At 70.3% G+C, this 17554-nt stretch carries 15 protein-coding genes; 8 read left to right on the forward strand and 7 right to left on the reverse strand.

What is annotated here, in order from left to right:
- The 6 genes from BLS95_RS53105 to BLS95_RS53130 all read right to left on the reverse strand — a co-directional run.
- Window positions 1–425: dihydrofolate reductase family protein (locus BLS95_RS53105; protein ID WP_090947252.1), on the reverse strand; the 425-nt coding region annotated here is incomplete at its 3' end.
- 143 nt (window positions 426–568) lie between these two features.
- On the reverse strand, window positions 569–1672 hold the full coding sequence (locus BLS95_RS53110; RefSeq protein WP_176993921.1) for an NAD(P)/FAD-dependent oxidoreductase: 1104 nt from the start codon (window positions 1670–1672) through the stop codon (window positions 569–571).
- Window positions 1673–1674: 2 nt separating this feature from the next.
- Window positions 1675–3012: a cytochrome b gene (locus BLS95_RS53115; RefSeq protein WP_176993922.1), complete on the reverse strand. Its 1338-nt coding sequence runs from the start codon at window positions 3010–3012 to the stop codon at window positions 1675–1677.
- A 194-nt stretch (window positions 3013–3206) separates the two neighbouring features.
- On the reverse strand, window positions 3207–3917 hold the full coding sequence (locus BLS95_RS53120; RefSeq protein WP_090947255.1) for a class I SAM-dependent DNA methyltransferase: 711 nt from the start codon (window positions 3915–3917) through the stop codon (window positions 3207–3209).
- Between the two features lie 32 nt (window positions 3918–3949).
- The gene (locus tag BLS95_RS53125) at window positions 3950–5116 is read right to left on the reverse strand and encodes a hypothetical protein (protein WP_090947256.1); all 1167 of its coding nucleotides are present in this window, start codon (window positions 5114–5116) and stop codon (window positions 3950–3952) included.
- A complete protein-coding gene (locus BLS95_RS53130) occupies window positions 5103–5615 on the reverse strand; it encodes a SigE family RNA polymerase sigma factor (RefSeq protein ID WP_245765830.1) in 513 nt (170 codons plus the stop codon). The genes BLS95_RS53125 and BLS95_RS53130 overlap by 14 nt, the downstream gene beginning before the upstream one ends.
- 117 nt (window positions 5616–5732) lie before the next feature.
- On the opposite strand from BLS95_RS53130, the gene BLS95_RS53135 reads away from it, so the two are divergent.
- The 4 genes from BLS95_RS53135 (at window position 5733) to BLS95_RS53150 (ending at window position 12486) form a co-directional block, all read left to right on the forward strand.
- Window positions 5733–6662, forward strand: coding sequence for a LysR family transcriptional regulator (locus BLS95_RS53135; RefSeq protein ID WP_090947258.1), 930 nt, complete (start codon window positions 5733–5735; stop codon window positions 6660–6662).
- Between the two features lie 147 nt (window positions 6663–6809).
- Complete coding sequence (locus BLS95_RS53140; RefSeq protein ID WP_143044317.1) at window positions 6810–9509, forward strand: hypothetical protein; 2700 nt, start codon at window positions 6810–6812, stop codon at window positions 9507–9509.
- 78 nt (window positions 9510–9587) lie between these two features.
- On the forward strand, window positions 9588–11723 hold the full coding sequence (locus BLS95_RS53145; protein ID WP_090947260.1) for a right-handed parallel beta-helix repeat-containing protein: 2136 nt from the start codon (window positions 9588–9590) through the stop codon (window positions 11721–11723).
- A 133-nt stretch (window positions 11724–11856) separates the two neighbouring features.
- On the forward strand, window positions 11857–12486 hold the full coding sequence (locus tag BLS95_RS53150; protein WP_090947275.1) for a rhomboid family intramembrane serine protease: 630 nt from the start codon (window positions 11857–11859) through the stop codon (window positions 12484–12486).
- A gap of 140 nt (window positions 12487–12626) precedes the next feature.
- Here the strand turns inward: BLS95_RS53150 and BLS95_RS53155 are convergent, their stop codons facing one another.
- Window positions 12627–13394: an SDR family oxidoreductase gene (locus tag BLS95_RS53155; protein WP_090947261.1), complete on the reverse strand. Its 768-nt coding sequence runs from the start codon at window positions 13392–13394 to the stop codon at window positions 12627–12629.
- A gap of 187 nt (window positions 13395–13581) precedes the next feature.
- Here BLS95_RS53155 and BLS95_RS53160 point away from each other — a divergent pair, with 187 nt between their 5' ends.
- The 4 genes from BLS95_RS53160 (at window position 13582) to BLS95_RS53175 (ending at window position 17515) form a co-directional block, all read left to right on the forward strand.
- On the forward strand, window positions 13582–14499 hold the full coding sequence (locus BLS95_RS53160; protein ID WP_090947262.1) for an RNA polymerase sigma-70 factor: 918 nt from the start codon (window positions 13582–13584) through the stop codon (window positions 14497–14499).
- Between the two features lie 394 nt (window positions 14500–14893).
- A complete protein-coding gene (locus BLS95_RS53165; protein ID WP_090947263.1) occupies window positions 14894–15466 on the forward strand; it encodes a hypothetical protein in 573 nt (190 codons plus the stop codon).
- A 45-nt stretch (window positions 15467–15511) separates the two neighbouring features.
- Complete coding sequence (locus tag BLS95_RS53170) at window positions 15512–16303, forward strand: SAM-dependent methyltransferase (protein ID WP_090947276.1); 792 nt, start codon at window positions 15512–15514, stop codon at window positions 16301–16303.
- Between the two features lie 411 nt (window positions 16304–16714).
- A complete protein-coding gene (locus BLS95_RS53175; RefSeq protein ID WP_090947264.1) occupies window positions 16715–17515 on the forward strand; it encodes an SAM-dependent methyltransferase in 801 nt (266 codons plus the stop codon).
- The last annotated feature ends 39 nt before the right edge of the window (window positions 17516–17554 follow it).

Consider the following 17554-nt stretch of genomic DNA (forward strand, 5'->3'; position numbering starts at 1 on the left):
TCCGCCTGCTGCAGGGTGTGGATCAGGTTGCTGCTGCCCTGGGTGATGATCTCGCCGTCGGTGCGCTTCTTGAGCTCGGCGACCGTGTCGGCGGCCTCGCCGACCAGCACCTCGGTGTTGCGCCAGGTGGCCGTCATGGGCGTGCGGGTGGCCACGTACTTGGGCATGTTGTTGATCCAGGCGCCCTCCTCGTCCGGCACGTGGGGCCAGTGCGAGGACAGGATGTCGTAGGACCGGTGGCCCAGCAGCATGCCGGTCGTCTCGGCGAACACGCCGCCCATGATCTCGCCGAAGCCCTCGTCCACGTGCGGGGCCAGCCAGCCGCTGTAGGGGAAGTTGTGGTCGTCGTCCTCGCCCGGCCCGCCGGGGGCCTGCATGATGCCGTCCAGGGACAGGAACGCCGCGACCACGAGCTTGCTCGCCATGATGTACTCCTCCGCATATTTGCTGGGGCTTTGGTGTGCCCCTTGACCTGTGCCCACAGCTTCGCGGGGCCGGTTTACGGATCGCTTAAGGCTTTCCTACGACCGGCCCCTGCGCACCGGGCCGGCACGCGGTCCATCCGTCGTCAGCGGGTGACCGCTGCCGGGAAAGGCGACTCGTGCCGGCGTCCGGACCAGGGCACGAGGGAGTCGTGGAGCCGGTGCTGGTACGGCCGGCGCGAGCCGTACCCGAGGGAGGCCGCGACGTTGCCGCCCGCCAGCCTGCCCTGGCGCAGGGCGTGCTGCGCGCTCATCGGGATGATCCCGCCCGGCCTGGTGAGGTCGGGGACGGCGGCCACGTCGCCGCAGGCGTGGATCTCGGGGTGGCCCGGCACGGCGAGGTGCTCGTCCACCCTGATCCTGCCCTGCTCGGCCGCCAGCCCGAGGTTCGCCACGAGCGGATCGGGGCGGACCCCGAAGCTCCACACGATCGTACGGGTGGCGATGAACGCGCCGTCGGTGAGCCGCAGCCCCCGGGAGGTGACCTGGCCGAGCGAGGTCCGCGTCCGGACCTCCACGCCCCGCGACCGCAGCATCCGCGCCGCGGCCCTGGACAGGCGGTGCGGCATGTCAGGCAGCAGCCACTCCGCGGGATCGGCCAGGATCCAGCGGATCGGCTGCTCGCGCAACCGCGGGTCGCGGCAGGCGATCGCCCGGGACAGCGCCTGCCCGGCCGCGACCGCCGCGGTGCCGGCGTATCCCGCGCCGAGCACGACGAACGTGCAGTGCGCCGCGCGTTCGGCTGGATCGCTTGTCGCGGCGGCCTGGAACAGCTGCCGGTGGATGTGATCACGCAGCCGGAGGGCCTGGCCGGCGTCGTGGAAGCCGACGCTGTGCGCCGAGATCGCGGAGACCCGGGCGACCTCGCTCACGCCTCCCGCCGCGACGATCAGCCGGTCGTAGTCCAGCACGCCGCCGTCGTAGAGGACGCGCCGGGCGTGGGTGTCGATGTGGGCGACCGTGCCGAGCACCACCCGCACACCCGGCAGCGTCCCGGCCAGCGGCACGCCGACCCGGTCGGGGCTGAGGACGCCCGTCATCACCTGCGGGAGCAGCTCCGGGCGCAGCGCGACGCCGGTCGGGTTGACCAGTACGATCTCCGCGCCGTCCCCCACCCTGCGCGAGAGGGCACGAGCTGCCTGGTATCCGGCGATCCCGGCTCCGACGATCACCACCTGGGGCCTGTTCACGGTCATCTCCCGGAGGTGATCGCGGGCTCCCGGCGGTCCTCCCGGGCCGGCGCGAGCCGTTCGTGGAATCCGCCGTCCGGGGAGCGCGTGATGATCCCGGTCTCCACCCCGTGCTCGGCCACGTGGTGCTCCGCCTGCTGGAGGGCGAGGCAGATCCACCGGGTGACGGCGAACGCGATGACGGGGCCGATGACCACGGCGAACCTGAAGAAGACCGTCACGCTCTCGACGGTCAGGTGGAACTGGTGGGCGAGGTGGTCGTTGGCCGCGGCCGCCCACAGCAGGCCGTAGAACGTGACCCCGGCGACCGCGATGCCCGTCTTCACCGGTGTCTCGCGGGGCCGGTCGAGCACGTCGTGCGCGTGCCTCTCGCGGGCCAGGCGGCTCGTGGTCTTGGGCCGGCCCTGGGCGTCGCGACGGCCGCGCCGCGAGCGGAGGAATCGCTCGGCCGTCGGGTAGGCGGCCAGGGCGGTGAAGAACACCCCCGGGATCACCAGCGTGGGAACGAGCACCGCGAGGCTGAGCGTGTAGTCCCCGAGGGTGAGCTCCCACCCGGGCATGATCCGCAGGGCGCCGTCCAGGAACCCCATGTACCAGTCGGGCACCGAGCCCGCCGAGCTCAGCGTCGGCTTGGCCGGCCCGTACAGCCAGATGGGAGCGATCTGGAAGCCGAACCCGAGGATGATCAGCATGCCGACCGTCGCGGACGCCATCAGCGTGCGTGCGCTCCGCCGCGCCGGCAGCGAGGCGACGAACCGGGAGTGACCATGCCGCCGCACCAGCAGCTCACGGGCGATCAGCAGCCCGGCCATGACGACCGCGATCAGCAGGTGCCCCCCGTAGAACACCGGAATGATCCTGTCACCGGGGAAGTCCGGGCCGAACAGCAGCGACAGCGCCCACGTTCCGACCAGGGGGATGGACTGCACGACCGACGAGATCAACCACAGGCTCCCGCCCGACAGCATGTCGTCCGGCAGCGCGTTGCCGGTCTCGCCCGCGGCCATGCCCAGGGCCAGCAGCGTCACCCAGATCAGCCACTGCCGGGTGCGCGGGCGGCGGAACGCGCCGGTGAGGAACATGCGCAGCAGCTGCAGGACGACGGCCGCCACGAAGACGAGCGCCGCCCAGTGGTGGACCTGGCGGATCAGCAGCCCGCCGCGCACCTCCAGGCTCAGATGCATGGTCGAGTCGAAGGCCCTGCTGACGAGGAGTCCGCGCAGCGGGCCGTACGAGCCGTCGTAGGCCACCTGGGACATGCCGGGGTCGTAGAACACCATGAGCACCGCCCCGGTCACCGCCAGAACGACGAACGACCAGACGGCGATCTCGGCGAACATGAACGACCAGTGGGAAAGCTGAAATGAGCGGCGTCTGACCGGCAATGAATGCATGTTGAGCCCCCTAACCTAGCCTCACTTACATGACTGGACAGGGCCCGGAAATGTGATGGCGATGAGGGCTTGACGACGGTGATTCGCGTCACTTCGGTGGGGGTCTTCCGCCGGGCGCGTTCACCCGGCCCCGTCACGGGTTACGTTCTGCGGGCGAGGACGAGCCGGCACCGGGGACTGCCGTCCTCGCGGCGGCCCAGCGCCGTCAGGGGGACCGTCGTCACGGAGAATCCGGTCGCCACCAGGTCCGTACGGACCGCGTGCAGCGGGCAGGTGCCGTAGTACATGACGAAGGGCGGACGCCACACGGCGTTGCGCACCTGCATGGCCAGGTCGAATCCGAGCAGCGTCCAGTACTGCGCCGACGTGACCGGGGGCGGCCCGCCGATCGGGAAGGCGAAGAGCCCGCCGGGCCGTAACGCCCGGTACACGCCGGCGAAGAGCGCGGGCCGTTCCGCGGGCAGGAAGTGCCCGAGCGCGCCGAAGCTGACCGCGAGGTCGAAGCCCTCGGTGAAGGGCAGGACCCGGACGTCGGCCCGTACCCACTCGGCGTCCGGGTGCGTCCGGCGCGCCTGCGCGAGCATGCCGGTGCTGAAGTCGACACCCGTGATCCGTCCCTGGCACAGGGGCCGGAGGATCCGCATGCCCGCGCCGGTGCCGCAGCACACGTCCAGCCCCCGCCCGAACGGCCCGAGCGGGCGCAGCGCGTCGGCGGTCGCGTCGAGCACCCTGTCGGGGGTGCGGAACGGCGTGTGCTCGAACTTCGGGGCGAGCAGGTCGTAGCCGCGCTCGACCGAGGAGAGCGCCTGGACGACCAGTTCGCGTAGCGTCGGGCCTTGAGGCGAGAACATCAGTAAAGGGTACTTTCCCGGACCTGCTGCTCTCAGGTGATCGCCTTGAGGTTGAGCACCTGTATGACGTCGTCGCCCGCGCTGCTCACCAGGAGTGTGCGCCCGCCGTCGCCGTAGCTCTGGGCCGGGATGTCCCGCGGGAGGGTGAGGCTCACTCCGGTGGCGAGGTCGAACAGGCACCGCCCGTCGTCCAGGACGGCGAACCGGTTCAACGCCGGCGGCTCCGCGCCCTCCGCCGGCAGTGGCAACGTCTGTGAGCCGTTCGTACGCATGGCGGCCGGATTCCCCCTCGCGTCGCTCCCGAGACACCAGTCGGCGGAACAATGCCGCAACGGGGAGAGCAGGCAACGCCCTGACGCGCACAAGCTCGCGGCCAGCTGACGCTTCTCGCCGGTCTCGACGTTGAGCGCCTCGACCGGTTCCCCTCCGGTGAGTGCGCGCTCGGTCGCGAGGATCGCCCACGGCCAGTCCAGCGCCACCGCGTTCTTCCCGCCGGCGACGGCTCGCGGTGGGCCGCCGGTGAGGGGGACCCGGCTCACGTCACCGGACCCGTCGACCAGCACCATGTCGTCACCGGCGACCTCGAAGGCGAGGCCCGGCGACGTCGGGGGAAGCCTGGTCGGCGCGCCGCCGGACAGCGGTACCGTCCAGTACTCGTAGGTGTGCAGCAGCTCGGGCGGCACATCGGGGATCATCTCGTGGCCGGGAGTCCTCAGCTCGGCGGGTGACGGCTCTACGGCGGTCAGCCACACGACATGCCGGTTGTCGGCCCGGACCTGCCTCACCTCGCCCCGGCCGCCCAGTTCCGCCACGGGCGTGATCTCGCGGGTGACCGCGTCGAACATGTCGAAACCACGTCGGGTGAGCAGCAGCAGCCGGCGTGCGTCGATGGCCGCGACCGGCTGGTACTCCAGGCCGTCCGGGGAGCGGGCCGGGAGCCGTACGGTCGCCGAGGTCACCATGCCCGCCAGATCCGTGGACGTGGGAGTGGGGGTCGTGGCGGGCATCGGGGCCGAGGTGACGGGCCGTACCAGCACGGTGACGACCGCCACGACGACGGCGACGGCCGCGGCGGCGAGCACCGCCCCCGTACGGCGGCGCCTGCGGCGGCGCAACCTGGCCACCCCTGTGAGCAGGTCGCTGGGCTGGGCCGTTCGGGCGACCGCCTTGAGCGTCCTGGACAGGTCATCGTCGAACATCACTGTCTCCCACGTGGTCGTCGTGGTTCCATGCGGTTTGGAGCTTGTCGAGCGCGCGTGCCGCCTGGCTGCGCACCGTGCCCTTGGACACGCCCAGGGCCTGCGCGATCTCCTCGTCCGACAGGTCGCAGTAGTAGCGCAGGACGATGACGGCGCGCTGGCGCGGCGGTAACCCGGTGACCAGGTGCCACAACCCCGGCTCGCCGTCGAAGCGGGCGATGTCGGCGTCGGCGACCCCCTTGTCCGGCGCCTGGGCGACCAGGTGCTCCCGACGGCGCCGGCGCCAGACGCTGATGTGCAGCCGCGCCATGGTGATGCGGACGAACCCCTCCGGGTCATGCTTCTTACGCACCCGCGACCAGGAGTTACTGAGCCTGAGCAGCGCCTCCTGGGCGAGATCCGCGGCATCGTAGGGGTTGCCGGTCAGCACCAGCCCGTAGCGCAGCAACGCGGGTCCGCGGATCTGTACGAACTCGGTGAAACTCGTGGACTGCTCCAACTCCGCCGCCTTCCCCTCTTGTTTCCCCCAGGACGCACAGCGGGACCCGGCTGTTGCATGCCTACCGGACATATCGTGATTCAGAGATAAGAAGGCGGAGATTGATATAACGAGCGTATGAATCTCCAGCAGCTTCGCTATGCCGTGGCGCTCGCCGAGGAGCTGAACTTCGGCCGGGCCGCCCTGCGGGAAGGGGTGCGGCAGCCGCCGTTCAGCCAGCAGATCGGCAAGCTGGAGGAAGAGCTGGGCGTGCGGTTGTTCGAGCGCACGACCAGGCACGTACGACTCACCCCGGCGGGCCAGGCGTTCGTCGCCGAGGCCCGTACGAGTCTCGCCCACGCCGAGCGCGCCGCGGAGGCGGCCAGGCGGGCGGGCAGGGGGGAGGCCGGACGGCTGGTGATCGGGTTCGTGGGGTCGGCGACCAACGTCACGCTGCCCAGGGTGCTGCGCCGTTTCCGCGCCCGCTACCCCGGGGTGCAGGTCGAGCTGCGCGAGTCGCCCACCGCGCAGCAGGCCGAGGACCTGCGGCAGGGGCTGCTCGACGTCGGCCTGCTGCACGCGCCGCTGGCCGGGCTCGCCGCCGAGGTGCTCAGCACGCAGACCGTGGCACGCGAGTTGCTGCTCGCCGCCCTGCCCGCCGACCATCCCCTCGCGGCCCGTACGTCGCTGCCGCCCGCGGCGCTCGCCGGCGAGCCGTTCGTGATGTTCCCGCGACGTTACGGGCCCGCGCTGCACGACCAGATCACCGCCGTGGCCAGGGCGGCCGGGTACGAACCCAGGGTCGTCCAGGAGGCCGTGCAGATGCAGACCATCGTGGGTCTGGTGGCCGCGGGGATCGGCGTGTCGATCGTGCCCGAGTCGGTGGCCCGGCTGCGGCGGGGCGACGTGGCCTTCCGCCCGCTGTCCCCGCCGACCAGGATCGTCACGCTCGACCTGACCTGGCGCACCGGCGACCAGAACCCGGCGGTGCACAACTTCCGCTCCCTGTTCCCCACGGCTCCTTCCGCCTCGGCGGGTCAGCCTCAACGTGCTCCAAGAATGTCCTGAAAACGCCGTCCCTGGGTGGTCAAAAGGGGGCAGAAAGCTGGAAAGTCGCAATTTGCCCGGCCGTTATTGATGCTTGACGACTATTACCTCAGGTCGGATTCTGATTACCGATGGTCAGTTATCCGGCCATCCAGCGGAGGGGGCATCATGGCGATCACTATCACATTAACCGGCAAAACGCCGATCCCCGGTGGGGACCCTGGGTATCGGATCTGGTCCTACAAGATCGACGCCTCTCCGCCCGGGGAGATCCCGTCGAACCAGCGGATCGCCCTCGGCCTGCCGCGCGATATGGACATCAAAAACCCCGACGCCTTCCCCAACATTCCGGCGCTCGCCAACATGTTCCTGCTCCGCGAGGATAACGCCTCCCGCCAGTACGTTGGCCGGGTCACCAGCCAGGCCGGCTCGCTGACCATCTCGTTCGTCGCTCCGGCCGCCGAGTCCACCGCCGAGACGCTCCTTGTCAGGCTGGTGAGCGGTCAGTCTCCCGTCTCGCTGCCGTTCGCGGCCGTCCCGGGCGGACCGCAGGCCCCGGTACAGATGGTGAAGGCGCCGGTGCACGGGCCGCGGGTGTTCCAGGGGCGTCCACCGGCGGAGTTCGCCGGCATGTTGCCGTACGCGAGCGAGCTGTTCGGCATCTACCAGCCGCTCGCCGGATGGTACGGCTTGCAGACCTCGATGCGTGCCGCCCGGGCCGCCGGCGACGGGGCCCTGGCGGACCTGGCCCGTGACTCGTTCTCCGGCGCCGCCGCGCGCACGCTGGACGACGCGGCCCTGGCCGCGCTGGCCGCGCGATTCGAGGCGGTGACCTCGGGGATTCTGTCGCCGGTCGGGCTGGTGCATCTCTTCCGCCAGTACTTCTTCGAGTTCGACACCTTCCTCGGGTCCCCGGCCGGGCATCTGTGGCTGAGCCCCGGCGGGACGGTCGAACTGGTGGAGACGACTACGCGGCGGACGCTGGTCGAGAAGACGGTCGAGCAGTTCGAGGAGACCTCGCGCAAGGTCGAGGAGTCCCTGACGGAGCAGGACGATCTCGCCAACGCGGTCAAGGAGGAGAACGCCAACGACACCAAGCTCGGCGTGAGCGCGTCGGGGGGCGCCAATGTCGGGATCTATCACGCGGAGGCGAGCGCGAGTTTCGGCCTGCAATCCACGGTCAAGCAGTCGTCGGAGGAGACGCACAAGCACTCGCGTACGCAGAGTGCGAAAGTGGCCAGTGAGATCAAGCGCAACTTCAAGACCACGTTCAAGACGGTGACGGAGACCACCGACCTGTCGAGCCGCCGTTATGTCGTGCAGAACACCACCGACAAGCTGGTCAATTACGAGCTGCGGCGCAAGATGCGCAAGGTCGGTGTGCAATTGCAGAACATCGGCGCGCGGTTGTGCTGGCAGGTCTACATTCCCGTGCCGGGCCGGACACTGGGTCTGGGAGACCTGGTGCACATCGTCCAGGCGCCGGATCTGTCATCGCTGCGCAAGCCGGAGGCGCCACCGCCGCTCGAAGCGAAGACGACGGAGTTCACCGGCGGGTTCCCGGTCCGGAAGAAGCCGGACACGGAGAATCCGCCGGAGGTGAACATGGAGTTCGTGCACCATTTCCCCGCGGATGCCGAGGGGATCACCAACCACGACAATGGCATTCACGCGGTGGCGCGGATGGATTTCACTCCACCGCCGCCCGAGCAGGGATACAAGCTGAAGGGCGCGCGGTTGGTCGCGGTGGCGCCGGGGCGGTCGTTCGTCGCGGATCTGATCCGGCCGGCCGCGGACGGGGCGAGTTTCGCGGTGTTCGCCAAGTTCTTCAATTCGGGGGATCTCAGCCCGATCGGCCTGACGTTCGAGGTGCAGTGGGAGCCACCACAGACGAACGACGCCCACGAGCGTTACAAGGCGGAGCTGCGAGTCTACCAGGACGAGGTGGCCGAGTTGCAGCGCACCGCCTACGCCGCGGCCTTCCGTGATCGGCTCGCCCTGGTCGCGTCGATGCGGCCGCGGCCGTCGCAGGATCTGCGTGACGAGGAACGTCAGACGATCTACGGGAGCCTGATCCAGAAACTCAAGCCGTTCGAGCTTTTCACGGACCCGTACCTGGGGTCGGAGCTGCTGCGGCAGATCTTCGACGTGGACGAGATGCTGTATTTCGTCGCGCCGGACTATTGGCGGCCCCGGAATGTGACGCCGCCCCCGCCGGGTTCTCCGCCGCCCGTTCCGCTGCCCACGAAGGACAGCCTCGGCAAGTTCCCGGCGCCGGACCCGGGGATTCTGAAAGACCGGACGGTGGTCAGCTGGTATTCGCATACCGACAAGACCAACGCGATCGATCCGCAAGGTCAGGCCAGTGACGAGTGGCGGGTGGACTACCTCATCACGGAGGAGACGCAGCCCGCCCCCCTCGGCAGTTCGCTGGGCTGGCTGATCCAGATCGACGGCGACGTACGCCGTAACGAGTTCCTGAACGCCGCCTGGGCCAAGGCGGTGCTGCCGGTGCGGCCCGGCCGGGAGACCGCCGCGCTCGAATGGCTCAGGAACGCGGATGTCGAAGGGGAGGCGGCGCTCGGCCTTGACTACCAGTTCCACGAGGGCGATCCGGAGGAATACCGGGGCAAGAAGGTCGGGGAGGTGCTGGATCTCCTGGCCGCGCAGTTGCAGCGGTCGAACACGCTGATCGCCAACACCCTCTCCACGGAGGAGGTCTTCGAGAACGGGTTCGACCCGCTGGACGGTGGTTTCCGCCCGGCGGACCCGTACGCGGTCTTCGACCAGTGGATCGAGGTGCTGCCGACCGACCAGGTCGTGGCGGTCGAGGTTCAGTACGACCCGAAGACGGGGCAGCAGCTGTGACGGCCCCGGTCCCCATGGCGTCGCGAGTCGCCGCGGCGGGCGGGGACGGTACGGCGGCCGGGCGGCTGTACTGATCCCATGGCGACCACCCGGTATGTGCACGCCACGAGGGGCGTCAGGAGCGGGCAGTTCGACACGCCGGCCAAGGCCGCCCGCTCCGTGGGCGCCGCCCTGAGGGCCGCGTCCGACGGGGACACGATCGTGATCCTGGACGCGGCCACCTATGCCGAGGGTGAGCTGGTCATCGATCGGCCGCTGACCCTCACCAGCGCGTACCTCCAGGGTCATCCGAACGCCGACCCTAGCGACCCTCGGTTCGACCCCCGGTTGCTGCCCGCCCTCGCCCCCGCGCCGCGGGCCCGGCAGCGGGTCTTACGGGTGTCCGGGAAGCCTGATCACAAGCTCGGCCCGGTCGTGATCAGCGGCCTGCGGGTCGTGCAAGGACACGCGGTGCACCGGCCGGGTGGCCCGGACCCGGCGTTGGGGGCCGGTGGCGGGATCGCGGTGGTCGACGCCGATGACGTGCGGATCGAGCGTTGTGTGGTCACCGGCTGCCAGACCGAGTGCGCGCCCTTCCGCGCGTGGCCGGAGCCTGACCGGCGGGCACTGCGGCAGGATCTGGTGGATCTGGTGGACGTGCTCGTCCCGGCCTCCGCCGAGGCGGCGCTGAACAATCTGATCAAGCTCGCGAACATACTGATCGCGAACCTGCCGGGGCGGGTTCCGGCGATCCCGCTGTTCGACCGGGCGGCGCTCAAGACGATGATCAGTGCGGAGTTCGACGGGTTGATCCCGCCAGGGCATCCGATCATGTGGCTGGCCGGCCAGGCGTTCGGCGGCGGGGTCGCGGCCGTCTGGTCCAGCCTCACTCTGCGCAACTGCCGTATCCAGGGCAACCGTGCCGAGGGGCGGGGATCGGGGGTGGCCGTCGTCGGCTATGGCTGGCCGACGGTGGACAACTGCTGGATCGACGGCAATCGCAGCGGGGCGCGCGGGCGGTTGGACGGCGGCGGGATCGGCGCCGAGATCTGCCTGCCGGGCAAGCTGACCCGCGACCTGAGCGAGCTGGAACTGATCATGTTCCTGCGCGGGAAGGCGGCCGAGGTGCGGGCGCGGCTGGCTTCGGCCGGGCTGCCCGGCCCGATCGACCTGATGCGGTTCGCCGTCTGGCTCGCCGATCCCACCCAGCCGCCCGTCATCACCGACAACGTACGGCGGCTGGCCCTGTTCCTCATCAACGGCTACCGGGACCCGGAACAACTGGTCAAGCAGCTCTTCTACGTATTCTCCACGACCGCGCTCGCCCTGGCGCGGTGGGACGCCTGGAACGAGCCGGAGATCAAGGCCGCGCGGACCCGGTCGATCACCGTCAAGGGCGGCCGCATCACCGGTAACGAGTGCGGGGACGACGGCGGCGGCCTCTACTGCTCGGTGATGTCACGCATCTCGGTCAGCGGGTGCCGGTTCGAGCGCAACAGCGCGCCGGGTGCGGGCGGAGGGGCCCGGCTGACGATGGGCTCGGCCGGGACCATCACCGACTGCGTCGTGGACCGCAATGTGTGTGGCACGCGTCCGGGGGTGGCCATGTCGAAGGGCAGGCCCGCCTCCAGCATCGTCGTCGGCGGTGTCACCATCACCAGACCCGCCAAGCCGCCCGAGCCGATCTCGACCCCTGGCGGCGGTGGCATCTCCGTCCGCAACGGCGATCTCACCCTGACCGGCACCACGGTGGGGTCGCGCCCGCTGGGCAATCTCACCAGTGATCACCCGGGTGGGGGCGTGCTGGTGTACGCCGACACCGAGGGCGACATGGGCGGGGTGCCGGACATGTGGACCGCGATCCTGCGGGAGGTCTTCGAGGTGCGGGCGATCCGGGTCTCGATCGGCCCGGCATCGCGGATCACCGGTAACGGGGCGGGGTTCCTGCGGGGCGGCGCGCCGGTCGGCCGGCCGATGTTCGCCAAGGGCGGCGGGGTCTTCATCCTGCGAGGCACCTTTCCGGACGCGCCGGACATCGAGGTGTCGATCACGGACGTGCGCTCGACCGTCCGGAGCAACACGGCCCGGGTCTCCTCGTACGTGTCACGGGTGGCGCCCCGGGTGCTGATCAAGGCGGCGAACGAGATCTGCATCCAGGATCTGAAGGACCACAAGGAGTGGACCGAGACCAACAACGCACCGCTGATCAAGGGAGGCACCCTGCGGTGGCCCTAGGCGGGCCCCGCCTGCGTGAACAGCCCGTGACAAGGCTTGATTTGTTACCTTTCGCCCCAATACTGGGTCCGCGCACGAGGCGCGGAGACCAGGGAGGAACCGGGTGGAGGCCAGGGGCCAGACGGCTGAGATCATGATCGCTGAGGCTCGCAAGGCGTTCTGGGTGATGGTGGGCTTCCTGGCCGTCATCTGGGTCCTGCAGATCCCCAACTGGGCGTCGGGCTACTCGCTGAGCTACGAGTACGGCCTGCGTTCCTGGGATCTCGCCAGCCTGCCCGACATCGTGTCGGCACCCTTCCTGCACTGGAGCTGGGAGCACATCGAGGGCAACTCCGGGCCGCTGTTCATCTTCGGATTCCTGTCCGCCTATCGGGGCGTCGCGAAGTTCTTCAGCGTGACGGCACTGATCGTCGTGGTCAGCGGGCTCGGCGCGTGGTTCACCGCCGGCGCGGGGAGCGTGGGCGCGGGCGCCAGCGGGGTCGTCTTCGGCTACTTCGGCTACGTACTGGTGCGCGGCGCGTTCGACCGGCACCTGATCGACATCGTGGTCGGCGTCGTGATGGCCCTGTGCTTCGCCTACCAGTTCACCGGGCTGTTGCCGCAGGAGGGCATCGGCTGGCAGGCGCATTTGTTCGGGTTTCTCGCCGGCGTGCTGGGTGGCTGGGTGTTCCGCGACCGCCGCCGCCGTCGGCCGGCTCCCGCCTCGCCGCAGGACGGCTCCAGGTCCGCGCTGCTGAAGGAACTGGACGACCTCGGGCTCTGACGGCTCCGACGGCTCCTGGGCGATCAACGGCGGGCGTGACGCGGCATGATCACCCGCGTAACCGCCGACGCCGGCGGCGGCGGTGACGCTCGCCGCCGGCGACAACGTCTCAGCGGCGTGGGACGTGGCTCGGGTGACCGTTACCAGGGCACCGGGCCGCCCTCGCCGAAGAACCCGCCGGTCGGCCCGTCCGCGCCGAGGGTCGCCAGGCGCACCACGATCGCGGCGCCCTGCGCGGTGGTGAGGTAGCCGGTGTGGTGGTTGATGTCGGTGTCCACGAAGCCGGGGTCGGCGGCGTTGACCAGGATGCCGTCCTTGCGCAGCTCGTTGGCGTACTGCACGGTCAGCGCGTTGAGCGCGCTCTTGGAGGGTGAGTACGCGGCCGACGCCGGCAGCGACGCCAGCGGGCCGTCCGGGATGCTGTTGACGGTGAGTGACCCGGCGGCGCTGCTGAGATTGACGATGCGCGGTGCCGGCGACCGCCGCAGCAGCGGGAGCATGGCGTTGGTCACCGCGATCACCCCGAAGACGTTGGTCTCGAACACCGCCCGGACCATGTCCAGGTCGACGGAGCTCGGGATCTGGTCGCGGGCGTCCTGGGGCCTGACCTGGCCGGAGCCGCTGATGCCGGCATTGTTGACCAGCACGTCAAGGTGGCCGAAGCGCTCCTCGGCCCACCCTGCGGCCCGCTGGACGGTGGCCGGGTCGGTGACGTCCAGGGTGACCGCGTACGCGTCGCCGCCCGCCGCCCGCACCGCCGCGGCGGCCTCCTCGCCGCGCCCGGGGTTCCTGGCGCCCATCAACACCGTCATGCCCAGCGCGGCGAGCTGCTCGGCGGTCGCGCGGCCGATGCCCTTGTTCGCCCCGGTGATCAAGGCCACCTTCTGGTGGGTGGTGTGCTCGTTCATGACCAAGCTCCTGTCAGAAGTGAGTCTGTCTCCCCCGGGACGAGACGGCCCCGCCGTTCTGTGACATGGGCCCGCATGTCACAGGCGGCCCCGCTGTCTCGTCTCGGGTAGTGGAGGCGGACACTGAGGTCGGAGGGATGTTGATGGTCATGCGCATGTCCGTAGCCCGCGGGGCCGGGGTGGCGGGGTGAGCCGGGCCGCGGAGTTCGAAGAGCTGCGGCCGCTGCTGTTCTCGATCGCCTACCGGATTCTCGGCAGCGTGAGCGAGGCCGAGGACGCGGTCCAGGAGACCTGGCTGCGTTACGAGGCTTCCCCGACCCGGCCGGAGTCGGTCAAGGCGTTCCTGTCGGCCACGGTGTCCCGGATCGCGATCGACGTGCTGCGCTCGGCCCGCGTCCGGCGCGAGGAGTACGCCGGGCAGTGGTTCCCCGAGCCGCTGCTGGCCGACCCGTACGAGGACCCGGAGCGGTCGGCGGAGCTGGCCGACTCGGTGTCGATGGCGGCCCTGCTGCTGCTGGAGCGGCTCAGCCCGCTGGAGCGGGCGGTGTTCGTGCTGCGGGAGGTGTTCGGGTTCGGCTTCGGCGAGGTCGCCTCGGCGGTGGGCAGGTCGGAGGCCGCCTGCCGCCAGCTCGCGGTGCGGGCCCGCCGCCACATGGACGCGGGGAGCGCTCGGTTCGAGGCGGATCGCCGGGAGCGGGAGGAGCTCGCCGGGCGATTCTTCGGCGCCTTCCGGGACGGGGACGTGGACGGGCTGCGGGACCTGCTCGCCGCCGATGTGCGGATGGTCGGCGACAGCGGCGGCAAGGCTCCGCTGTGGGGCAAGGGCGTCTTCGGGGCCGAGAAGGTGGCCCGGACCCTGGCCACGTTCGTCGCGCCGTTCGTCCGGATCGGCGGCGTGGTGGAGCCCCACCAGGTGAACGGCCAGCCGGGCGCGATCTTCCGCGACCGGGACGGCAAGGTCGTCAACACCTTGACGCTCGACATCCTCGACGGGCAGATCCAGACGATCCGCGCGGTGATCAACCCCGACAAGCTCCGGCACCTGGGCCCGGTCGCGGACGCCTGGGCGGTCGTCCGCGAGACGAACCAGGCCCGCCGGAAGTGACGCGGGCGCGGCCAGGTGGAGACCCCGGACGCGGCCTGTCGGCGGTGAAGCGGGCGCGGCCCGGTGGGAGACCCCCGGACGCGGCCTGTCGGAGGTGACGTGGGCGCGGCCCGGTGGAGGCGCAGGACGCGGCCTGTCGGCGGTGACGTGGGCACGGCCGCTGGAGGTCCGGGCGCGGGCAGCGGGGGCGGGGCCTGTGCCCGGTGGTCGCGTGGTCGAAAGGTGATGGTGGTGACGGTGCTGCCCTCGTCGCGTGGGAAGGCGGTGTCCTCGGCACGCTGCTGTGGAAGATGTCCTCGGAAGCATGAAATGTGATGTGAAAACCGCTAAATGCGGGGCAGTGCACGATCGCCCGATTCGGCTCCTCTTTGCGTGATCGTGAAAGGACCCCCACGTGACCGTCGCCACCGAGTGCACCTGCGAAGTTCGCGGAGATCTGCGGCTCGACCCGTGCCCTAGGCACGAGGAACTCACGTACCGGACCTGGCTCGCCGAACGCGCCCCCCGGCTCGCCGCAGCGGAGGAGGCCGGGGACCCCTATGTGGAGCGGCTCCGCGACGACTGTCCCGCCGCCGAAGACATCCCCGAGTTCGCGCCCTTCCGCGAGGAGCTGTCGCCGCGCGCCCGGCAGCTGTTCGACAACGCCTGGCAGCTCGGCCTCTTCGAACCGGGGCCGGGCCAGTGGGAGCTCGCGCTCATGGTCCGCGACGACTGGAAGCCACTGGTCCAGGCCTACGAACGGCAGGTTCTCCGCATGGAGCTGGCCGATGCCTTCGGCGCCGAGGTGTACCCGTTCTCCTACGACGAGCGCCGTCCCTACGACCGCAGGGTGGAGGACGCCCGCACGCCGCAGCAGCTGCTCGCGGAGGCGGACCGGCTCGGCGAGTTCATCAGGCAGGCCCGGCAGCTCGAAGGAATGCTGCGCGACCACGCCACCGGCGGTTCGATCAAGGCCGACGAGATCTGACCGTGACGGTTACGGTCGCGCGCCAGGGGCGTTAACGTCATGACCATGGATCACGATGTGAAGCCCCCCAGTGGTGTCGACCCGAACGTTCCGAGCATCGCTCGCGTCTATGACTACTGGTTGGGCGGAAAGGACAACTTCGCGGCCGATCGGGAGATGGGTGACCGGGTCAAGGCCGTCGTGCCCGAGATGCCGTTGATGGCCTATCACAACCGGTTGTTCCTGGGCCGCGTGGTGCGGTTCCTGGCCGGTGAAGCCGGCATCGGGCGCTTCCTGGACCTGGGAGCGGGTCTGCCGACGATGGAGAACGTCCACGAGGTGGCCCAGAAGGCGCGTCCGGAGGCCGAGGTCGTCTATGTCGACAATGACCCGGTGGCACTCGCGCACGCGCGGGCGCTGCTGGCCACGACCGGCAACACGCACGTGGTGGGAGGCGACCTCTACCATCCGGAGCCGATTCTGGCGGAGGTGGACGCGCTGGTGGGCCTCGATCGGCCCGTCGCGGTGATGATGCTGGCGATGCTGCACTTCATGCCGGACGAGGACGCCCATCGCACCGTCCGTACGGTGATGGACGCGATGCCGTCGGGGTCGTACCTGGTTATCAGCCACATCGGCGACACCCCGCAGCTCCGGGAGGCGGCGCGCTTCTACAGCGCCTCGGGGACCGGCGCGGTGCTGCGCTCGCCGGAGCGGATCGCCGAGTTCCTGGACGGGCTCGAACTCGTGCCTCCCGGCGTGGTGCCGCTGACGGACTGGCGTCCGGACGAGTCGGTTCCGGCGCTGGATCGCATGGCGGGGCTGGCGGCGATCTGCGGGGTGGGGCGAAAGCTCTGACGCGCCGGAGCCCTGGCCCCCGCCGACGTCCTGCCCCGCCCGACCGGCCGACCGACCGCCCGACCGCCCGACCGCCCGACCGCCCGACCGACCGCCCGACCGCCCGACCTCCGGCCCGCCTCTGCCGTCGGGCCGCCTCCGACGGGCGGGCCGAGGCGGTGGCAGCGGGATGGCCGCCTCAAAGGGAGTCAGGGCCTGACAGCCGCGACTTGCGATGGGAAACAGCGGCAGTTGGTCACGAATCGACATAGATCACCGCTTGTCGCTACCCTGCCGAGGCAGGGCACGTCGCTCGTATCCGGTTCGTCCGCGCCTACGGCCGTACGGGGAGGACGCCGCCCCAACGGCTGCCGCGCCATGACGGCCGGCGGGACAGACGACGGACGAAGGACGGCGGGCACGAGGTGAGTCGTGGCTGAGGCATCGCAGCGGGAGTTCAAACCCGACGTCGCGCACAACGCGCGCGTGTGGAACTACTGGCTGGGCGGAAAGGACAACTTCCCGGCCGACCGCGAGGTGGGTGATCAGGTCCGCGACATGTTCCCCTCCATCGTGGACGTGGCCCGGGCCGACCGGGAGTTCCTGGGACGTGCCGTGCACCATCTGGCCGGCGAGGCCGGCATGTGGCAGTTCCTCGACATCGGGACCGGCCTGCCCACCGCGGAGAACACCCACCAGGTCGCCCAGCGGGTCAATCCCCGGGCGCGGATCGTCTACGTGGACAACGACCCCCTGGTGCTCGTACACGCGCGTGCCCTGCTCACCGGCACCAAGGAAGGCGTGACCGAGTACATCGACGCCGACCTGCACGATCCGGACACCATCCTGCGGGAAGCCGAGCGGACGCTGGACTTCTCCCAGCCGGTGGTGCTCATGCTGCTCGGCGTCGTGAACTTCATCCAGGACACCGGCGAGGCGCGGCGGATCGTGAAACGCCTGCTGGAGGCGCTGCCGTCGGGCAGCCACCTGGCGCTCACCCATCCCACGATGGACATCGGCGGCGGGTCCAACGCCAAGGCGCTGGAGTTCTACAACGCCCACGCCACCCCGCAGATCGTCATGCGCGGCAAGGACGTGCTGATGAGCTTCTTCGACGGGCTGGAGCTGCTCGAACCCGGTCTCACGTCGTGCTCGCTGTGGCGGGCCGAGGAGTCGCCGTTCGGCCCTCCCGAGCCGGTGGCACAGTACGGCGTGGTCGCCCGCAAGCCCTGACCGACCCGTGGCCCCGATACCCCCCTACCTCGACCTATC

It is taken from the genome of Nonomuraea jiangxiensis, assembly GCF_900099965.1.
Taxonomy (GTDB): domain Bacteria; phylum Actinomycetota; class Actinomycetes; order Streptosporangiales; family Streptosporangiaceae; genus Nonomuraea; species Nonomuraea jiangxiensis.